The organism is Paenibacillus sp. FSL R5-0623, assembly GCF_037974265.1.
In the GTDB taxonomy this organism is placed as follows: domain Bacteria; phylum Bacillota; class Bacilli; order Paenibacillales; family Paenibacillaceae; genus Paenibacillus.
In genome coordinates, this window is sequence record NZ_CP150233.1 from 4868032 (window position 1) to 4884099 (window position 16068).

Genomic DNA, 16068 nt, shown 5'->3' on the forward strand with positions numbered 1-16068 from the left:
AATGGGGGAAACCGTGATGTATACACCAAGTGTTGAGGGAATTATTGAAGCTGCGGTTAAAAAACGGGATCAAATGAACGCAAGCCTGCCACGTTATATGGTCGCTGCCTTGATGGCTGGTGCCTATGTAGGACTTGGCATCGTTCTGATCTTCAGTATCGGTGCTCCGCTCCTTGCGGCGCAGTCACCACTGCAAACCATGTTGATGGGCATGTCCTTCGGACTCGCGCTCACGCTGGTCATTTTTGCCGGATCAGAACTTTTCACAGGTAACAATATGTTCTTTACCATGAGTACGCTGGCTGGCCGAACCACAGTGAACGAAACGTTGAAGAACTGGGGGCTCGTCTTTGTTGGTAACCTGCTCGGCGCAATTCTATTAAGTCTACTTATAGTCGGTAGCGGCCTGTTTAAAACGGCCACACCGGAACATCTGCTGTTTGTCGTCTCTGCCAAAAAGATGGCGGCGCCTGTATCTGAGTTGTTCTTCCGAGGAATTCTCTGTAACTGGCTCGTCTGTCTGGCGATCTGGATGGCCGCTCGCTCCAAAGAAGATATCGCCAAACTTGTTCTTATCTGGTGGTGTCTGTACGCATTTATCGCAAGTGGTTATGAGCACAGTGTTGCCAATATGACTTTACTGTCTTTATCCTGGTTGCTGCCAAACCACCCGGATACAATCACGATGGCAGGCTGGTTCCACAACATGATTCCGGTAACGCTTGGTAATATTATCGGCGGTGCCCTCTTTGTCGGCATGGCATACTGGTATACTTCTCCGGTACGAAAAAAGGCATAATAGTTGATCTATTGCACTTATCTACGTTAGGCAGCATAACATTTGCACAGATGAAGCCACGATGGATGACGAACTCACGTTCAGTCACCCATCGTGGCTTTCTGGCTTCATTTTACATTCAATGTATACATCGTTAATCCGTGGTTAATATAACTGAAGTATAGTCAGTGTATACGCCCACCTAACTTGTAAAGGATGATCTCTTCTTATGGGAATTCATACGTACTTCAGATCACTGAATGATCTTGAACGCATTATTCGGACCCCTGGCAAATTCAAGTTCGAAGAACATTGTGTATCCGCCCATTCCTGGAAAGTGGTTCAGTACGCCAAAACGTTGGCCGATATTGAAGAACAGCAAGGCGTAAGCATTGATTGGAAAAAGTTATACGAGATTACCAGCAGTCATGATTATGGCGAAATCTTCATAGGTGATATCAAGACCCCGGTCAAACATTATTCACTGGAGCTGCGTTCGATGCTGCAAAAGGTGGAAGAAGGCATGGTTGAACATTTTATTAATGAAAATATTCCTGAAGAGTTCCAGCCTATTTTCCGCAGACAGCTGCGTGAGGGCAAAGACCAATCGGTTGAAGGACTGATTCTCGAAGTCGCAGACAAGATGGATCAAGTATATGAAGCCTTTGCTGAGCTCCAACGTGGCAATACGGAGAAAGAATTTATCGTTATGTACCGTTATGCCTTGGTCAAAATCAAAAATATCGACCTCCACTGTGTACAGTATTTCCTGGAACAGATTCTCCCCGACATGATCGAAGAGGGTATCCGCTCCCCGTTTGATATTCGCAAAATAACCGAAGAAGCTCTGGCCCAGTGATCAGCTCAAGTCAACATGGTTCTCATCATCCATGGACAGGGCTTTTTTTCGTTCCTGCAATTGCAGTCGGTATTCGCTAGGGTACATGCCCGTTTTGTTTTTGAAGATCCGGCTGAAATAGTGGGAATCACTATACCCTACCGCTCCACCAATGGTCTTGATATCCATATTCTCGTGAGTGACGAGCATGCGCTTCGCTTCATTAATCCGCAGACCTGTCATATATTTCAGGGGAGTCTCCCCCGTCACCTTCTTGAAGCACTTTCCAAGATAGTCCACACTAAAATGCATCTGTCCCGCCATGTCCTGGAGTGTAATCTCATGCATGTAATTCTGCTTCAAATACAACTTAACAGCCTCTGCGATATCCTCTGGCTTCACCTGCTCATCCAGCACGGCACTGACATGGGCAAGCGAATCCACAGCGCTCCCAAGCTTCAATTCCATCGCATCCAGCAGTGTCCGAAGCTGTTCTTCCGATAATGGTTTGAGCAGATAATCCTCCACCTTGTAACTGATCGCCTGCCGTGCATATTCGAATTCATGATAACCACTCAGAATGACAATTTTCACATGCGGATAGGCAAAATACAGATGTTTGGCGAGTTCCAATCCATTCATTACCGGCATCTGTATATCAGTTACAACCAGATCAGGTACGGAATGTTCAATGAGCTGTAACGCTTCCTGACCGTTCCTCGCTTCACCAATCACCTCGAACCGGGTATCCAGCTCTCTGAATTTGCGCGAGACATTCCGGCGAATCAGGGCTTCATCTTCCACAATAATCGTTCTATATTTGATTGTCATGGGTTCAGTCATGCTCCTTTCGAATGGAACCGCCTATAGTAATCTGGACACCGCCGGAAGACTTGTTCGTAATCTGCATGTGGGCGGCTGTGCCATACCATAATTTCAATCGGACCCATATATTCTTGAGTCCCATGCCGTTTATTTCGAGGTCAGGCATACGCTCCCACTCCTGTGACTGTTCGATATAATGCATGATCTTGGCAAGTGCCTCGGGTTCCATGCCAGGCCCGTTGTCTTCTACGTGGATCTGCCAGGTCTGCTGTACCGGATCCAACTCTCCAGTAATATTCAGTTTCCATGGAGGGGTATCACCCAGTCCATATTTCATGGCATTTTCGAGTAGTGGTTGTACCATTAACATTGGAACCTGAATATGTTGCATCTCATCCGGAATATGAAACTCATAGTGTAGATCATCCTCAAACCTAATCTTCATACACTCCAGATATCGCTCACAATAATCCAATTCTTGAGTCAGGGGAACCCCGTTCTTACCCGGAGTAGAAATATAACGCAGCATAGACGCAATATTGGCGCAGAACGCGACAATCTGCTTATTCATGCCTTCTTCCGCCATGATGCTGATATTGGTGATGTTGTTATAGAGAAAATGCGGGTTCATCTGGGATTGCAGCGCCAGTAATCTCGCTTCTGTCTCCTGAGATTTCATCAACAGCCTGTCCTGAAACGATTGCACAAGCTGTTGATTCAGCCGGATAAACGTATCATTCAGCTCATCCATCTCCCGAATAGAACCGGGATGCTCCAGCTTGAACAATTGAGCGGAATCCTGACCCGATACCAGATCATTCTCACCCGTTTTCTGAATAATGCGCTGCAAACGATGCAGCGGCAAAGTAACCCTTTTGGAAATCAGATACGAGAGAACCAGAATCAGCATGAGAGTAGCTAACGTGGCACCGATAAACATCATAGCCATCCGATTGAGACTCGCGAAAAGGGATTGTTTGGACTGCATGACAATAACGGTCCATCCCGTCTCCTGTGACGTCATGTACGTCATCATTTGTTTGGACTGACTCAACGGATCGGTAATCTCCTGCATCGTATCCGGCGGAAATGAAAGATTTTGAATCAAGTCCACATCATCGAAATGGCCTGCTTGAGAAGCATCGGCTGCCGAAGAAAGTGGAAACAACCTTGTATTTTGTTCATCCACTACATAGATCCGAAGATCGTCGTTATTTGCCTGCAATTCATTCAAATGCTGAAACAGGGTTCCGGCATCCTGCAAAATCTCAACGACACCCTGGCTGACATAGTTGCCATCTTTGTATACCCGGGTAAGAGAAATGTAGGGTTGATCCGATTTTCCCTCACCAGTCGGCATGGGCAAGGCTCCGCCCTCTAACAATTGGATCACCCGCCATCCACTCCGCTCCCAGGTTTCCTTGTACCACGGTCGCTGAGTCAGGTCTACCGACAGTTGACCGTTGAATGCACCCGCTCCCAACATCTTGCCATTCACATCATAGATATTGGCCTGCTTGGCTGTATTGGAGCTACTAATGATCGCAAGAATGACATCAATTAGTGTGGTTGTATCCTTATACAATGCTGGATCACTCGTCATTGTCTGCTCACTGCCTTCTGCTGGTGCCAAGTAGTGACTGAAGTGTTCTTTGACCAGATTGGAGTACACGATATTCATGGAAAAGTTGTTCATTTTCACCACTTCCTGATCCAAGTTACTGACGATTGATACCCCCAGTTGTCTCTGCTGTTCTTCACTTCGCTGACGAATGTCACTTGCGAGAAAAACATACAGAAGCCCCGCCACAATCAGCGAAAAGATAATAAATACCGCAGAGTAATAGGCAAACAGACTTTGCTGAAGCGTTCCAAATCGATATCGCAATCCCCACACACCTCGTCCTATGATGATATCTGTCACACCATTCGAAAATGTCCACCCAACAGAACGCTTTTGTCTATTGAGCACATCCGCTGTTCACAGTAAAGTTATCCACATAAGAATACGCTTACATTAAGCGTTTCGGCAAGTGACAATTTTCTTTATATTCCGGGAGGTTCAATGATGAGAAAACGATTTCTATTTTCGCTTGCAAGTGTGCTCCTGCTCTCCACTCTGCTGCTTGCCGGGTGCAACTCAGGTAAAAGTACGGAAGGTTCCGGTAAGGTGACACTCACTTTTGGAACGAGTCAATCCGGTATTCCTCGCACGGGCATCATGCAGACGATGGCCAAGGAATATGAGCAGGAGACGGGTGTCAAAATCGACTTTCAGGTGGTACCTGACGCACAGTGGCGTGACCTGATCAAGGTGAAGCTGGCCTCAGGCGAAGCACCTGATATTTTCAATGTCGATGTGGACCCACTGAGCATGCCAGCTAACGTAAGACCGGAGGAAAATGCCATTGATCTGACCAATGAGGAATTCACAGGTCGGATGTCTGAAGAGATTTTACCAACCGTCAGTCACAATGACAAGGTGTACGGGGTTTCTTTTGCACCAACGAAAATCTGGTATGTGTACTATAACAAACGTATCTTCCAAGAGCTCGGCATAGAGCCTCCTACATCCTATGCCGAATTCAAGGCGATCAGCCAGAAAATTAAGGATAAAGACATTATTCCATTCTATCAGGCACCTGCCAGCGGGTGGTATCAGGTTCTGCCTTTGTTCGAAACGGGGCCTAACTATGAGCAAACGACAGCAGGAACCTACGAGAAATTAAACAACAATGAGATGAAAGTCGCAGATATGACGCAACTCAAGACGGTCATTGAACAGTTGAACGAATTTGCGGATCTCGGTTATTTCGGTAAAGACTTCTTGTCCAATACGGTAGAAGCGGGAATTGAGGCGTTTGGTCAGGAGAAGGCAGCGATGTTACTGCGGGTTCCAGGGACGGAAAAGGAAGTGTCCGAAGCGTATCCGGCAATGAAAGACAATATGGGGTTCTTCGTCATGCCGTGGGGAGATAATCAGACGATTGGTGTGAATCCGGGCGGTTCAGCTGCGATGTTTGGTAACAAAAACAGTAAACATCCCGAAGAAGTGCTGAAATTCTTCCGCTGGATCACCGAGCATGATCATCTGCAACGTGTGTTCGATGAAGGTGAAGGCAATCTGACGATCTGCTGGCCGGAAATCGAACCAAAACTGACACAGGACTATATTGATTATGAGAAAAATCATGAAAAAGGTACGGTCATGCAGGCCGCTGTGAAATACATTGATCCACAATGGATGGATATTGGCAAAGACTTGTCAGGCATGTTCGCCGGCGCAATGACACCGGATCAGATTCTGCAAAATATTGATAAACGCCGTGCTGAACAAGCCAAAGTGCTGAAAGATGAGAAGTGGCAGTAACCACGCATATTTCAGATAAACACAAACGCACAACAGCGTTACATGTAGCGGGCGTTTGCCCGCTCATGTATTTTGGCAGGAAGGAAAGGTGTTACCGGTTATGAATGCAAACAAAATCTATCCCTGGTATTTCTCATCTGGAGCGATTGTATTATATCTGCTGTTCATCGTTGCTCCCGCCCTGCTGGGCATCTATTATTCCTTCACTGACTGGAACAGTTACAGTTCGGAGAAGAACTTTATCGGTCTGGAGCATTTCCGTACCATATTGGCGGGTGATCCGACCTATCTTCTTTTTATCAAAAACACAGTCCTGTTCACCCTCGTGACATCCATCGCCAAGACGGTTCTCGGCTTGTTTCTGGCTCTGCTGTTGGTCAGCGGTGTAAAGGCCGCGAATCTGCACCGGATGATCATCTTCTCGCCACAAGTGTTGTCGTTCCTGATTGTTGGGCTTGTGTTCAAAAGTCTGCTCGATCCCAACAACGGGTTCGTTAACGTGACCCTACGTTCCATGGGACTAGACGTTCTCGCCCAGAACTGGCTGGGCTCCCTGACCTGGGCCATGCCATCCATTATGGCGGTGGATACGTGGAAAGGCATGGGGTACATCATGGTGCTGTTCATCGCCGGACTGCTCGCGATTCCACGTGATTATTACGAAGCAGCGTCCATTGACGGCGCCGGGTTTGGGCAGAAGTTGTTCCGGATCACCATTCCGATGCTAATGCCTACCATTACCATCGCCACGGTGCTTAATATTACGTATGGGCTGAGAGTATTCGATGCCGTATACGTGCTAACCAACGGTGGCCCCGGTAACGCAACAGATGTCATTAACACGGCTGTCTATTCCTCTTTTGCCAAAGGGTATTGGGGACTGGGGAGTGCGTTATCTACCATTCTGTTTGTCATCATGGCGATCATCTCCTTTTTCATCATTCGTTTGATGAACCGAAAGGTGGAATACTGACATGCGATTGAGAAAAAGATTGGCTTCCATCGGGTTAAATGCTCTCGCCTGGCTGCTCAGCCTGGTGGTCCTGATTCCTTTTGTCGTCATTGTACTGAATTCATTCAAGTCGGACGCCGAGGCCAAAGTGCTTAAACTGACGCTGCCCGAGAAGTTTATTTTCGAAAATTACAAAATAGTCTATGAACAGGGACACTTGGGAGGTTCTTTTTTCAACAGTCTGCTGCATTCCGGAGCTTCTTCTCTACTATTAGTGTTTGTTGTGGCTTTCTCGGCCTTCACGTTATCCCGCAACCATTCGAGGCTCAGCAAGTTTCTGTACTTCTTCCTGATTCTTGGTATCACCCTACCACTCAACTACATTCCGCTGATGGAAGTCATGAAGTCGATGGGTATGATCAATTCACATGTCGGCATGATTCTGCTCTACACGGCCATGGGTATTCCAATCTCGCTGTTCATTACGTATGCTTTTGTGTCTAACATCCCGAAGGAGCTGGATGAAGCCGCGATCATGGACGGATGTAATGGGATCAAGCTGTTCCTGCGAATCATTGTACCTTTGTTAACCTCGGTGCTGGTAACGGTATTTGTTCTTAATTTCCTGAGTGTCTGGAATGAGTTTACTGCCCCACTCTATATGTTGAATACAGTGGAGATGTGGCCGATGACGCTGGCTGTATATAACTTCTTTGGACAATTCAGTGCCCAGTGGAATCTGGTCAGTGCCGATATTGTGCTTACTTCCCTGCCAGTGTTGATTGTGTTTCTCATTGGGCAAAAGTATATTGTGGGAGGACTAACTTCAGGAGCAGTTAAAGGGTAAGCTCCACCGACAATCCAAATTCACAAACGTATCTTGTCTAAGTACATCTGCCGACTCCTCAGCACAAAAAGCCCTTGTCTGCTCATCGTGTGAACAACTTCTTCCTACAGAAGAAGTATCGCACGTTGCTGCGGACAAGGGCTTACGCTGTTGGATTCGAATTAATCGTGCGCCAACCCGCCAACATCGGATGGAGCCGCTATATCTGGGCTCTGCTCCAGAGATTTGATCATTTTCAAGCGGGATGTGATGATTGCAATCAGAATAACAAACAGACCCGCGATGATAAACAGAAAGGCAATACCTCTGCCTGGCCCAGTTCCAATAATTTGACCAACAGACGAAGCCAGTGCTCCCCCCTCCATCAGCAACGGATTAAACACATGGTCGGCCAGAAATCCAGCCAAACTGTACGCGATAATAAACCCGAGTTGTGACAGAATACCAATGATCCCCCATACCCTGCCCTGCTTATCGTTGGCGATATTGTTTCGCACCAGCACATCTGCGCTCATATTGACAAACGGCAGCGATGACAGGAACAGAAAACCTGCGAAGATAATAAAATAAATGTTGGTGGATATCCCCAGAAGCGAGAAGGACAAACCGCATAAAATCAGACCCATCACAAGCACACTTGCGTATCTCTTTGTTATCGTAAATATGCCGATGCATAAGCTACTAATCAGCATGCCGATAGCGCTAACAGACTGAAATGTTCCAAGTGTCTTTGCATCCGTGAATGACAGAAGCATCGGACCAATGAGTGTCTCCAGGAATCCCAGATAAAAGGTGACAAGAGAAATAATCACCACAAGCAACAATACTCCCTTGTTGGTTACAACCTCTCTCCAGCCCTCTTGAATATCGGTGATCCAGTTTTTCCCTTCTCGATCCTCTCGCTCCACCTTCATGCTCTTCCGAATAACCAGCACAGCTAGAATGGCAACCAGGAATGTCAGAATATTAATAACCAGAATGACTTCAATGGTTGTTATACTAAGCAGAATACCCGCAATGATAGGTGAAAACAGGAACTTCGAGGATTCAGCCAGTTGTACAAGACCGCTTCCTTTTGAGAATTGATCCTTATCCAGCAGGTCCGTAGCAGAGGCCTTATATGCCGGGCTCTGCAACGCGGAAAACACCGAACTAAAGGCCACTCCCACATAGATATGCCATAATTGGATATCACCTGTGAGCATAATGGACAGAATGAAAATCAAACCGGCTGCCGACCCCAGGTCGCCAATAATCATCATCGTTCGACGATCGAATCGGTCTGCCAGTACCCCTCCAATAGGTCGAAGCAGGATATTCGGCAGAAACGTGAATAAGGTAATCAATGCAACACTTGTTGCCGTATTCGTTTTTTCGAAGGCATACACCCCCAGGGAGAAGGCTGTAAGTCCAATCCCAATCATGGAGATGAGCTGACCGAACCATACTACCAGAAACTTTTTAAATGATTTTTGAACGGTATGTTCCATGGATGATACTCCTTTCTCGGCTAAGCTTGATTCGGAAAATAAAGACGAGTGACGTAGGCAAAGCTTCCTTGTTCTGCTCCCAGCACACGTTCCATAATATGTGTGAATGCTTCAACCTTTTTTTGGAGTTCTTCCTCCTCCCATTGAAAGATGCCACGATCCAGCAAAAATTGTGAAGATACGAGCAGGAATTCGATGGATTCCTTTGGGTTAGGCGTATGAAATACCCCCTCCTGAATGCCCTGCTCTACCACCTCGGCCAAGATGGGACTTAATCGAATTACCGTCTCTACAAGACTCTTTTGGTGCATCTCCACATTATGAACACTGTGCAATTGCTCGATGAGATCATGTTTTCTGCCGTCAGGCTGATTCTGCGCCATCATGATGCGAAAAATTTTGTCATGGGCATTCAGTTTGGGATCGGACACCACGTGCCTGGCCGATGCCTCCCCGCTCAGAATAAAACGCATGACGATGGCGTTCATAACCTCTTCCTTGGACTGAAAATAATAATAAAATGTACCCTTGGCAATGTTGCACGCCTGAAGGATATCCATAACCGTAGCTTTGGTATATCCCTTTGTTACGAACAGAATCTCGGCCGCATCCAAAATCTCATTCCTGCGTTCTTCCGGGTTTTTGATCAGTCTCATATCCTGGCCTCCGATACGTTCGACCGACTGTCGGTCTATTGTAGTCATGGAGTTCTTTTTTTAGAACCCCATTTCAGTCAACCATTGCGCCAAATGGCTTTCCCTTGTTTTCAGATCCTGACGCTCTCTTGCATATTTTCCAATATTTCTGTCTGCAACCAGCTTACCGTCCATCATAAACAATACACGTTCCGATCTGGCAGCGACTTTCACATCATGGGTCACCAGCAGAATGGTTGTACCCGTTGCATTGATATCGCCCAGAATATCCATGATCTCATACGTTGATTTGGAATTCAGCGCCCCCGTTGGTTCATCGCCGAATAAAATATCTGGATTATTAATCAGCGCACGGCAGATGGCAATCCGTTGAAGCTGTCCGCCTGAGGCTTGGGTGATGTTATGCCCAGCAAGCTCATCAATCCCCATTTTTTTCATTAATGACATCGCTCGTGTATTAATCGTTTCTCTGCTGCTATTTTTGGCCAGATACGCGGAAAGTACGATATTGTCTAATAGATTCAGATTCTTGAGCAGATGAATATTTTGAAAGATGAATCCCATCTTGGTCAAACGTAGACTTGCCAGATCCCTCTCCTCAAATGCCGATATTTTTTTGCCATTAAAATAGACACTTCCAGCACTAATCTGATCCATACCACTTATGTTGTACAGTAAGGTAGACTTGCCTGAGCCAGATGGCCCCATGATGGAAACAAATTCTCCCTTTTTTAATTGAAGGTTGATATCTTTCAAGATGTTATGTTCTTCATTCTCGCCGATCGCTACGGATTTATTCACGTCTTTAGCCTCAAGTATAGTTGTCATCGTTGATCCTCCCTATTCGACAATCATTTTGGATATGCTCGTTTCCTTGATCGATTGGATGCTAATCCATGCTGTTAGTACAATCGTGCCTGCAAGTAACAATGGACACAAAACATATGCCTGTAACGGGTTAACAACAAAGACAATATTGGAAGCACCAAACGTCGACATAATAGCACTAACCAGCAACGGACCCAACGTATTGGACAATATCGTTCCAGTAACAACCCCTAAGATTAATATGACAAGTGACATCACGACATACTTGAACTTGATTTTAGACAAGGCAAACCCGAGACTTCTTAGTACAGCAATGTCGTTGTTGTCCTTGGCTACTAACATCTGAAGGAACAGTGCTGTAATTAAAATAGATATGAAGACACCGATGACCAAGGCCAGCATCGTCACCAATTTCAATTGTTGGATGGTTCCGCCTAACGTCTGATCCAGATAACCTTGAAGATCGGTTACTTTGGCTGGCGAGAAAGCCGCCTCATATTCAGCAATTTTGGTAGCCATGTCCCCGCGATTATTCAGATCCAAACTGACCACATACCACAACACGCTATCCTTGTTGTAAGGCAATAAGGCTTTCGCCGTTTTCCCACCATTCGTAACGTCCTGGTATATTCCGCTGACCGTCATCATCTGGTCCTTGCCATTAACGAGCAAGGTAAGTTGCTCACCAGTCTTCAGGCGCAGCTCGCTACTGTTTGCATCAGATAACGCAATTTCATTCTCGGTTGTTGGCGCAGTACCGCTAACATAAGACAATGGGAAAATACTGAAATCCCCAGTTTCTACACTCAGATTGTCGTAACTTCCTTCCGCATTTTTAATCTTGAACTGGCTTGTTACCAATGGGGAATACGTTTTGATGTCTTTATCATTTTGGATCTGGGCAACCAGATTGTCATAACGCTGCTCCACATCGTCTGTGTGCCTCAAGTCAATGCGAATATCACTCTGTCCAACACCCATATAAGAAATAAAACTTGGCGCCTGCAAAGTGTTCAGGAAGTTGACCGGCACAATCATAATAAATGAACTGACTACAAAGACGAACAACAATAATCGGAACATCTTGATTCGCTGTATGACTTCCTTCAGACCAAGAAAGACAGGTACGGAAGACCAGCGATTGCGGGACAAACTAAGCCGGTTTCGAATGATCTGTGTATCTCCCAGGCTCCCGGTACGGAGAGCATCCACTGCGGAGATGGAACGAAAACGCCGCAGTACCGTTCGACAGAACAGAACAACCATGGCAAATATGATTCCAGCGGCTAATAACGGAATTGCGAAATGCAACAGGGTTGCAGGTGCTTTTCCCATATACAACATGATGTTGGAAACAAATAATCGGTTAACGCCAAGTGATGCAATGTATCCAAGCACGGATGCGAATCCCGCCATAAATACATACTTCATCAGATACAGTCTCTTAATATCCTTCTCTGCGATCCCTATCGCTTTCATGACACTAATCTCACGATAATCTTCTTCGATGGTCGCAAGCATCGTGAATCGGATGCAGAGCATCGCAATCAGAATCAGCACAAGACTGACCAAAATAATAACGGCTGCAATGACTCCGTCGGTCATGGCATTCAGTACCTGGAACAGACCATAGGTTACGACTGGACCTGCATTGGGAAGTCCGGCATTTTGGTAAGCCTGGGTAAATTCACTCGTCAGTCCGGGATCCGTCAACCGGAATTCGATGAGATACTCCATCTCTCCGATGCTCTGCTTCAGTTCCTGCAAATTCCCTGCACTCACAATAAAACGTTTGGAGTGCACAACCGATGGATTCATCTGAGCATCACGGACAAAATCAACGATGGTATAAGAACGCTCAAATTGACCATTATCGATCCGAACCTGGTCGCCCACGCTCAATTTTTTTTGCTGCATGTAATATACCGGAACCGCAATCTCGCCATCGTTAACCTGAATAATCTCACTGTCCAGATTCAACAAATAGTCGAAATCCTGATTCTGTGTAACAAAGTCAATGTCCATAACACTGTTCTTTTCAGACTCTGCTCCGAGGAACAGATTAGAGCCGTCAATGTTGACCATTTCCACAATCTGATGCTGCTGGACCATGGCATTTTCTTCAGCCCATGTGTTCACTTTGGCCTGATCGATCTCTCCGGCATGCATTTGCACAAAGTGTGGTGTTTTGGATTCAGAAAATAGATATTGGATGGAACTCGTCAGTTCCATAATCATTCGTGACCCCGAAGATACCAGCAAGGCGGCCAGCAGTACAAAAATAAATAAAGCAGCCGTAATTCCTTTTTTTCTCGTTATATCGTTTCTCAGCATTCGTAGCAGCATAAACGAACATGGCTCCTCTCATCTACAAGTTGTTCCTATTTATCTGGAGTCATAAAGCTTGTCAGACAATGCGCCACCGTTGAAGGTTGATGCATCATGAACATGTGAGCACCCTCTTTGATGGTTTGAAGCTTCATGGATGTGCCAAAATATCGGCCCCATCTCAACGCGGATTGAAGGGTAACGGTACGATCCCGTTCTCCCCACAGATACAACACCGGCAATGAGAGCGGCTCATATTCAAGCGTTGCTGCAGATTCCAACATCCTGAAATCCGCCCGGATGACGGGCAGAAAATAATTCAATAATTCTTTTTCATGTATCAGTTCTTGCGGGAGAGCTTCATAGGAAAACAGATGATCAATCAGATTTTCGTCTGACATCCGATCATAATTCTGCATCCCGCATTCGTCAGGCGTGTTGCAGGCAGATAACACAAGCCGTAGCGTTTTTGCTACATCTGGATGTTCCTGATATAAGCGCTGCGCAACGAAGTAGGCTGTAATCCCTCCCAGACTATGTCCAAATAACAGACTGCCAGGTTGTATAACATCCAGCAGCTTGCTGGTATACAGTTCTACAAGTTGCTGCATATGCTCCAGGGGTGTTTCGGTGTTCAGACCATGACCCGGGGACGTAAACGCCCAAATTTCCGTGTCAGGAAGGTACGGCACTAGGGGCTGAAAACTGTTGGAGTTGCCACCGAGATAAGGAAAACAGACCATTTGTCTGTTTCCTTCCCCCTTTTGTAGCCGCTCCAAATAGATCTGTTCCATCACTTATCCACCACCATAACCAGGCTTACTTTCTTTCCAGAACATATGCAGGGAATGTCTGAAGTGAAGTATCCACATTTTTACGCTTGAAGATGACATGTATGACAATAGCCGATATTGCAAAAAAGAAGAATTGCATAATTTGAACTTGCGGATTAAAGTAGTACAAATCAATTTGACTTCCTGTGGCTACAAGCCAGAATGCAAGCAGATAAAACAGAAGTGTACCTTTGGTTGCATTGAAGATATAACTTTGGAACACGATAAATGCCATAAGCTGAACAACGTAGTATATGTAAGTGGTTGAGGTGCCAAAAGAGGAAATCAAGTATCCCGGGAGCACCCATAATCCGAACAACAGGCCGGTAATCAGACCACTTGTTATATTATTTTTTAACTTCCCTTGCAAGAATGGAAGCAAAAATCCGATCCAGCCAAACAGCCCACCAATCAGCCCCGTCTCCTTGATCAGATTCACAATCCCCAACCAGATCATTTCAGGTACACTATATGTCAGTTCAGGGACCGGTATGCCGAATAACAAGGAACCAAAGTGCATTGTTGATGCAAAGATGATGGAAATACCAATAATGATCGGTATCCAGAACAGGTCCTGTCTGCGCGGAACCAGCTTCATAAACATTCCTTTTAATGCTTCCGTTCCGCCCATCACATAACATGTAATTAATCCGGCAATGGAAGGTGAATACAGAGCAACGATCGCAAGTGGATGCATCAAGGTTAACTCACCTGTTATGGGTACAATAAAATCCGCAAAGAACATGAACAAACTTGCGATTCCATAACATGTGCCAAAGGAAATCCCCAAAAACAAATACATATATTTGTTGGACGGGCTGGTTGCCGGACTTGTGACTGGACGAATGGATGCCTGATTAGCTGTAATCATAGTGCCGCCTCCTTCTCAGTCAACTTTCTCTCAATAAGATCATGCAAACGGTTAATCGTGCAGAAATTAGCCAAATCCAGATCTTCATTTGCTATCTCAATCTGGAATCTTCGCTCTACAAAGTCCACCAAACGCATCGCAAAGAGCGAATTGACGAACCGTTGCTCAAAATAATTGTCATTATCATTAATTTGAGTGTCTTCATGATCCATGGTGAGGTTGTTTCCGATAAACTCCCGAATTTCCTGACGATAATCCACTGCCCTTCCCCCTTGTTATTGATGTTGCCCCTCGGGCACTAAAACCTCAATGTAGTCTGGAAACTCTACAGCCTGCTGCAAATCATGATAGAACAGCACTCTTCCTTCCTGATCTGCAGATTGCTGCTGGAAACCGGCAAAGCTGCATCATTTTTACTGGCAACAGGATGCAAAATACCTCGCTGGTCCAGTTTTTCAATCACCTCCTTTAAGCCCGGCTTCAGTTGCACATCTGAAGATTCAAGCAAAACCCCATCCCATATGGTGTGGTCCAGATCCCAAACGATACACTTGATATCCTTGAGCTTTTCCATGGTCATGCCACCCTTCATCTTAGTAGGCATAGAATCCTTGACCCGTCTTCCGCCCCCACTGTCCTGCATCAACCATTTTCTGCAACATCGGACAGCATCGGAATTTGGGGTCCTGATAACTGTCGTACAATACTTTCAATGAATGCACGACCGTATCCAGACCAATCAGATCCGCCGTCTCCAGCGGCCCCATCTGATAATTGAAGCCCTTCTTCATAATGGCGTCCACCTGCTCGGGTGTAGCGATTCCATCCTGTACAATGTAAGCCGCTTCATTCATTAACAAGTGCGAGAGGCGATTAGAGACAAACCCGGGCAGATCCTCTATGACAACTGGACTTTTATCAAGAGTTTCCAAAAACGCTATCATCTCATGTTCCGTACCCTGCGTTGTATGATGTCCTTTGATCACCTCCACCATGGATTTAACGGGAACCGGATTCATCAGATGCACCCCAATGACTCGACCTGGGTCAGGCAAAAATGAAGCGAGCTTTGTCACGGAAATACAGCTTGTATTTAGCGCAAATAAAGCATCCGGACGAACCTTGTGGGATAGTCGTGCGTAAACTTCCTTTTTCAACTCCAGGTTTTCGGTTACATTTTCAATAATGATACTTGCCTCTTCCACACCCTCATCTTGTGTCTGGAACGAGATTCGTTCCATGATCTGATCCAGGGGCACCTGACCGTACCCTTGCTTCAGAAAGCAAGCTGAACGATATTCACGACGTATAACATCAGGGGCATGTTCGATGACCGACGCCGAAATATCCTGCAAAATTACACGATAACCAGCCCTCGCGACATCCAGTGCTGTGGCGCATCCCATTACCCCTGCGCCAATGATTGCAATGAGTCGATTATGCATACCTAAT

16 protein-coding genes are annotated in these 16068 nt (G+C 45.9%); 5 read left to right on the top strand and 11 right to left on the bottom strand.

Annotated features, from left to right (window positions below; translation table 11 throughout):
• Window positions 1-16 precede the first annotated feature (16 nt).
• Both MKY92_RS21410 and MKY92_RS21415 read left to right on the top strand, forming a co-directional pair.
• Window positions 17-799 (top strand): formate/nitrite transporter family protein, encoded by a 783-nt coding sequence (locus tag MKY92_RS21410; RefSeq protein WP_133385581.1) that lies wholly within the window; start codon window positions 17-19, stop codon window positions 797-799.
• Window positions 800-1007: 208 nt separating this feature from the next.
• Entirely contained in the window at window positions 1008-1637 is a 630-nt protein-coding gene (locus MKY92_RS21415) for a YfbR-like 5'-deoxynucleotidase (protein ID WP_221821926.1), read from the top strand.
• Here the strand turns inward: MKY92_RS21415 and MKY92_RS21420 are convergent, their stop codons facing one another.
• Together MKY92_RS21420 and MKY92_RS21425 are read right to left on the bottom strand one after the other, a co-directional pair.
• Window positions 1638-2447 (bottom strand): response regulator, encoded by an 810-nt coding sequence (locus MKY92_RS21420; RefSeq protein ID WP_083677409.1) that lies wholly within the window; start codon window positions 2445-2447, stop codon window positions 1638-1640.
• Window positions 2448-2451: 4 nt separating this feature from the next.
• Entirely contained in the window at window positions 2452-4329 is a 1878-nt protein-coding gene (locus MKY92_RS21425; RefSeq protein ID WP_339297532.1) for a histidine kinase, read from the bottom strand.
• 177 nt (window positions 4330-4506) lie between these two features.
• Between MKY92_RS21425 and MKY92_RS21430 the strand changes: the two genes are divergently transcribed.
• The 3 genes from MKY92_RS21430 (at window position 4507) to MKY92_RS21440 (ending at window position 7610) form a co-directional block, all read left to right on the top strand.
• Window positions 4507-5811, top strand: a complete 1305-nt coding sequence (locus MKY92_RS21430) for an ABC transporter substrate-binding protein (protein ID WP_339297533.1) — start codon at window positions 4507-4509, stop codon at window positions 5809-5811.
• A gap of 100 nt (window positions 5812-5911) precedes the next feature.
• Window positions 5912-6784 (top strand): sugar ABC transporter permease, encoded by an 873-nt coding sequence (locus tag MKY92_RS21435; protein ID WP_017687164.1) that lies wholly within the window; start codon window positions 5912-5914, stop codon window positions 6782-6784.
• 1 nt (window position 6785) lies between these two features.
• A complete protein-coding gene (locus tag MKY92_RS21440; RefSeq protein WP_036668529.1) occupies window positions 6786-7610 on the top strand; it encodes a carbohydrate ABC transporter permease in 825 nt (274 codons plus the stop codon).
• A 161-nt stretch (window positions 7611-7771) separates the two neighbouring features.
• On the opposite strand, the gene MKY92_RS21445 is transcribed toward MKY92_RS21440, so the two are convergent.
• The 9 genes from MKY92_RS21445 to MKY92_RS21485 all read right to left on the bottom strand — a co-directional run bounded on the left by MKY92_RS21445 (window position 7772) and on the right by MKY92_RS21485 (window position 16061).
• Window positions 7772-9100, bottom strand: a complete 1329-nt coding sequence (locus tag MKY92_RS21445; RefSeq protein ID WP_036615192.1) for an MFS transporter — start codon at window positions 9098-9100, stop codon at window positions 7772-7774.
• Window positions 9101-9120: 20 nt separating this feature from the next.
• Window positions 9121-9756, bottom strand: coding sequence for a TetR/AcrR family transcriptional regulator (locus MKY92_RS21450; RefSeq protein ID WP_339178147.1), 636 nt, complete (start codon window positions 9754-9756; stop codon window positions 9121-9123).
• Between the two features lie 60 nt (window positions 9757-9816).
• A complete protein-coding gene (locus MKY92_RS21455; RefSeq protein WP_047843824.1) occupies window positions 9817-10584 on the bottom strand; it encodes an ABC transporter ATP-binding protein in 768 nt (255 codons plus the stop codon).
• 12 nt (window positions 10585-10596) lie between these two features.
• Window positions 10597-12930: an FtsX-like permease family protein gene (locus tag MKY92_RS21460; RefSeq protein ID WP_339297534.1), complete on the bottom strand. Its 2334-nt coding sequence runs from the start codon at window positions 12928-12930 to the stop codon at window positions 10597-10599.
• Between the two features lie 35 nt (window positions 12931-12965).
• Window positions 12966-13706 carry an alpha/beta fold hydrolase gene (locus MKY92_RS21465; protein ID WP_339297535.1) on the bottom strand — a complete coding sequence of 247 codons (741 nt, stop codon included), beginning with the start codon at window positions 13704-13706 and terminating at the stop codon, window positions 12966-12968.
• 25 nt (window positions 13707-13731) lie between these two features.
• Window positions 13732-14616, bottom strand: a complete 885-nt coding sequence (locus tag MKY92_RS21470) for a hypothetical protein (protein ID WP_339297536.1) — start codon at window positions 14614-14616, stop codon at window positions 13732-13734.
• Window positions 14613-14876, bottom strand: a complete 264-nt coding sequence (locus MKY92_RS21475) for an acyl carrier protein (RefSeq protein ID WP_017687156.1) — start codon at window positions 14874-14876, stop codon at window positions 14613-14615. Before MKY92_RS21475 ends, MKY92_RS21470 begins: the two co-directional genes overlap by 4 nt.
• A gap of 65 nt (window positions 14877-14941) precedes the next feature.
• Window positions 14942-15208, bottom strand: a complete 267-nt coding sequence (locus MKY92_RS21480) for a hypothetical protein (protein WP_339301955.1) — start codon at window positions 15206-15208, stop codon at window positions 14942-14944.
• Window position 15209: 1 nt separating this feature from the next.
• Complete coding sequence (locus tag MKY92_RS21485; protein WP_339297537.1) at window positions 15210-16061, bottom strand: 3-hydroxyacyl-CoA dehydrogenase family protein; 852 nt, start codon at window positions 16059-16061, stop codon at window positions 15210-15212.
• Window positions 16062-16068: the final 7 nt, after the last annotated feature.

Bases quoted from the DNA above. Each gene is read 5' to 3' on its own strand.
- MKY92_RS21470 (WP_339297536.1), bottom strand. From the start codon at position 14,616: ATGATTACAGCTAATCAGGCATCCATTCGTCCAGTCACAAGTCCGGCA.
- MKY92_RS21460 (WP_339297534.1), bottom strand. From the start codon at position 12,930: ATGCTGCTACGAATGCTGAGAAACGATATAACGAGAAAAAAAGGAATT.
- MKY92_RS21430 (WP_339297533.1), top strand. From the start codon at position 4,507: ATGATGAGAAAACGATTTCTATTTTCGCTTGCAAGTGTGCTCCTGCTC.
- MKY92_RS21415 (WP_221821926.1), top strand. From the start codon at position 1,008: ATGGGAATTCATACGTACTTCAGATCACTGAATGATCTTGAACGCATT.
- MKY92_RS21440 (WP_036668529.1), top strand. From the start codon at position 6,786: ATGCGATTGAGAAAAAGATTGGCTTCCATCGGGTTAAATGCTCTCGCC.
- MKY92_RS21445 (WP_036615192.1), bottom strand. From the start codon at position 9,100: ATGGAACATACCGTTCAAAAATCATTTAAAAAGTTTCTGGTAGTATGG.
- MKY92_RS21435 (WP_017687164.1), top strand. From the start codon at position 5,912: ATGAATGCAAACAAAATCTATCCCTGGTATTTCTCATCTGGAGCGATT.
- MKY92_RS21410 (WP_133385581.1), top strand. From the start codon at position 17: ATGTATACACCAAGTGTTGAGGGAATTATTGAAGCTGCGGTTAAAAAA.
- MKY92_RS21420 (WP_083677409.1), bottom strand. From the start codon at position 2,447: ATGACAATCAAATATAGAACGATTATTGTGGAAGATGAAGCCCTGATT.
- MKY92_RS21485 (WP_339297537.1), bottom strand. From the start codon at position 16,061: ATGCATAATCGACTCATTGCAATCATTGGCGCAGGGGTAATGGGATGC.
- MKY92_RS21465 (WP_339297535.1), bottom strand. From the start codon at position 13,706: ATGGAACAGATCTATTTGGAGCGGCTACAAAAGGGGGAAGGAAACAGA.
- MKY92_RS21480 (WP_339301955.1), bottom strand. From the start codon at position 15,208: ATGAAGGGTGGCATGACCATGGAAAAGCTCAAGGATATCAAGTGTATC.
- MKY92_RS21450 (WP_339178147.1), bottom strand. From the start codon at position 9,756: ATGAGACTGATCAAAAACCCGGAAGAACGCAGGAATGAGATTTTGGAT.
- MKY92_RS21455 (WP_047843824.1), bottom strand. From the start codon at position 10,584: ATGACAACTATACTTGAGGCTAAAGACGTGAATAAATCCGTAGCGATC.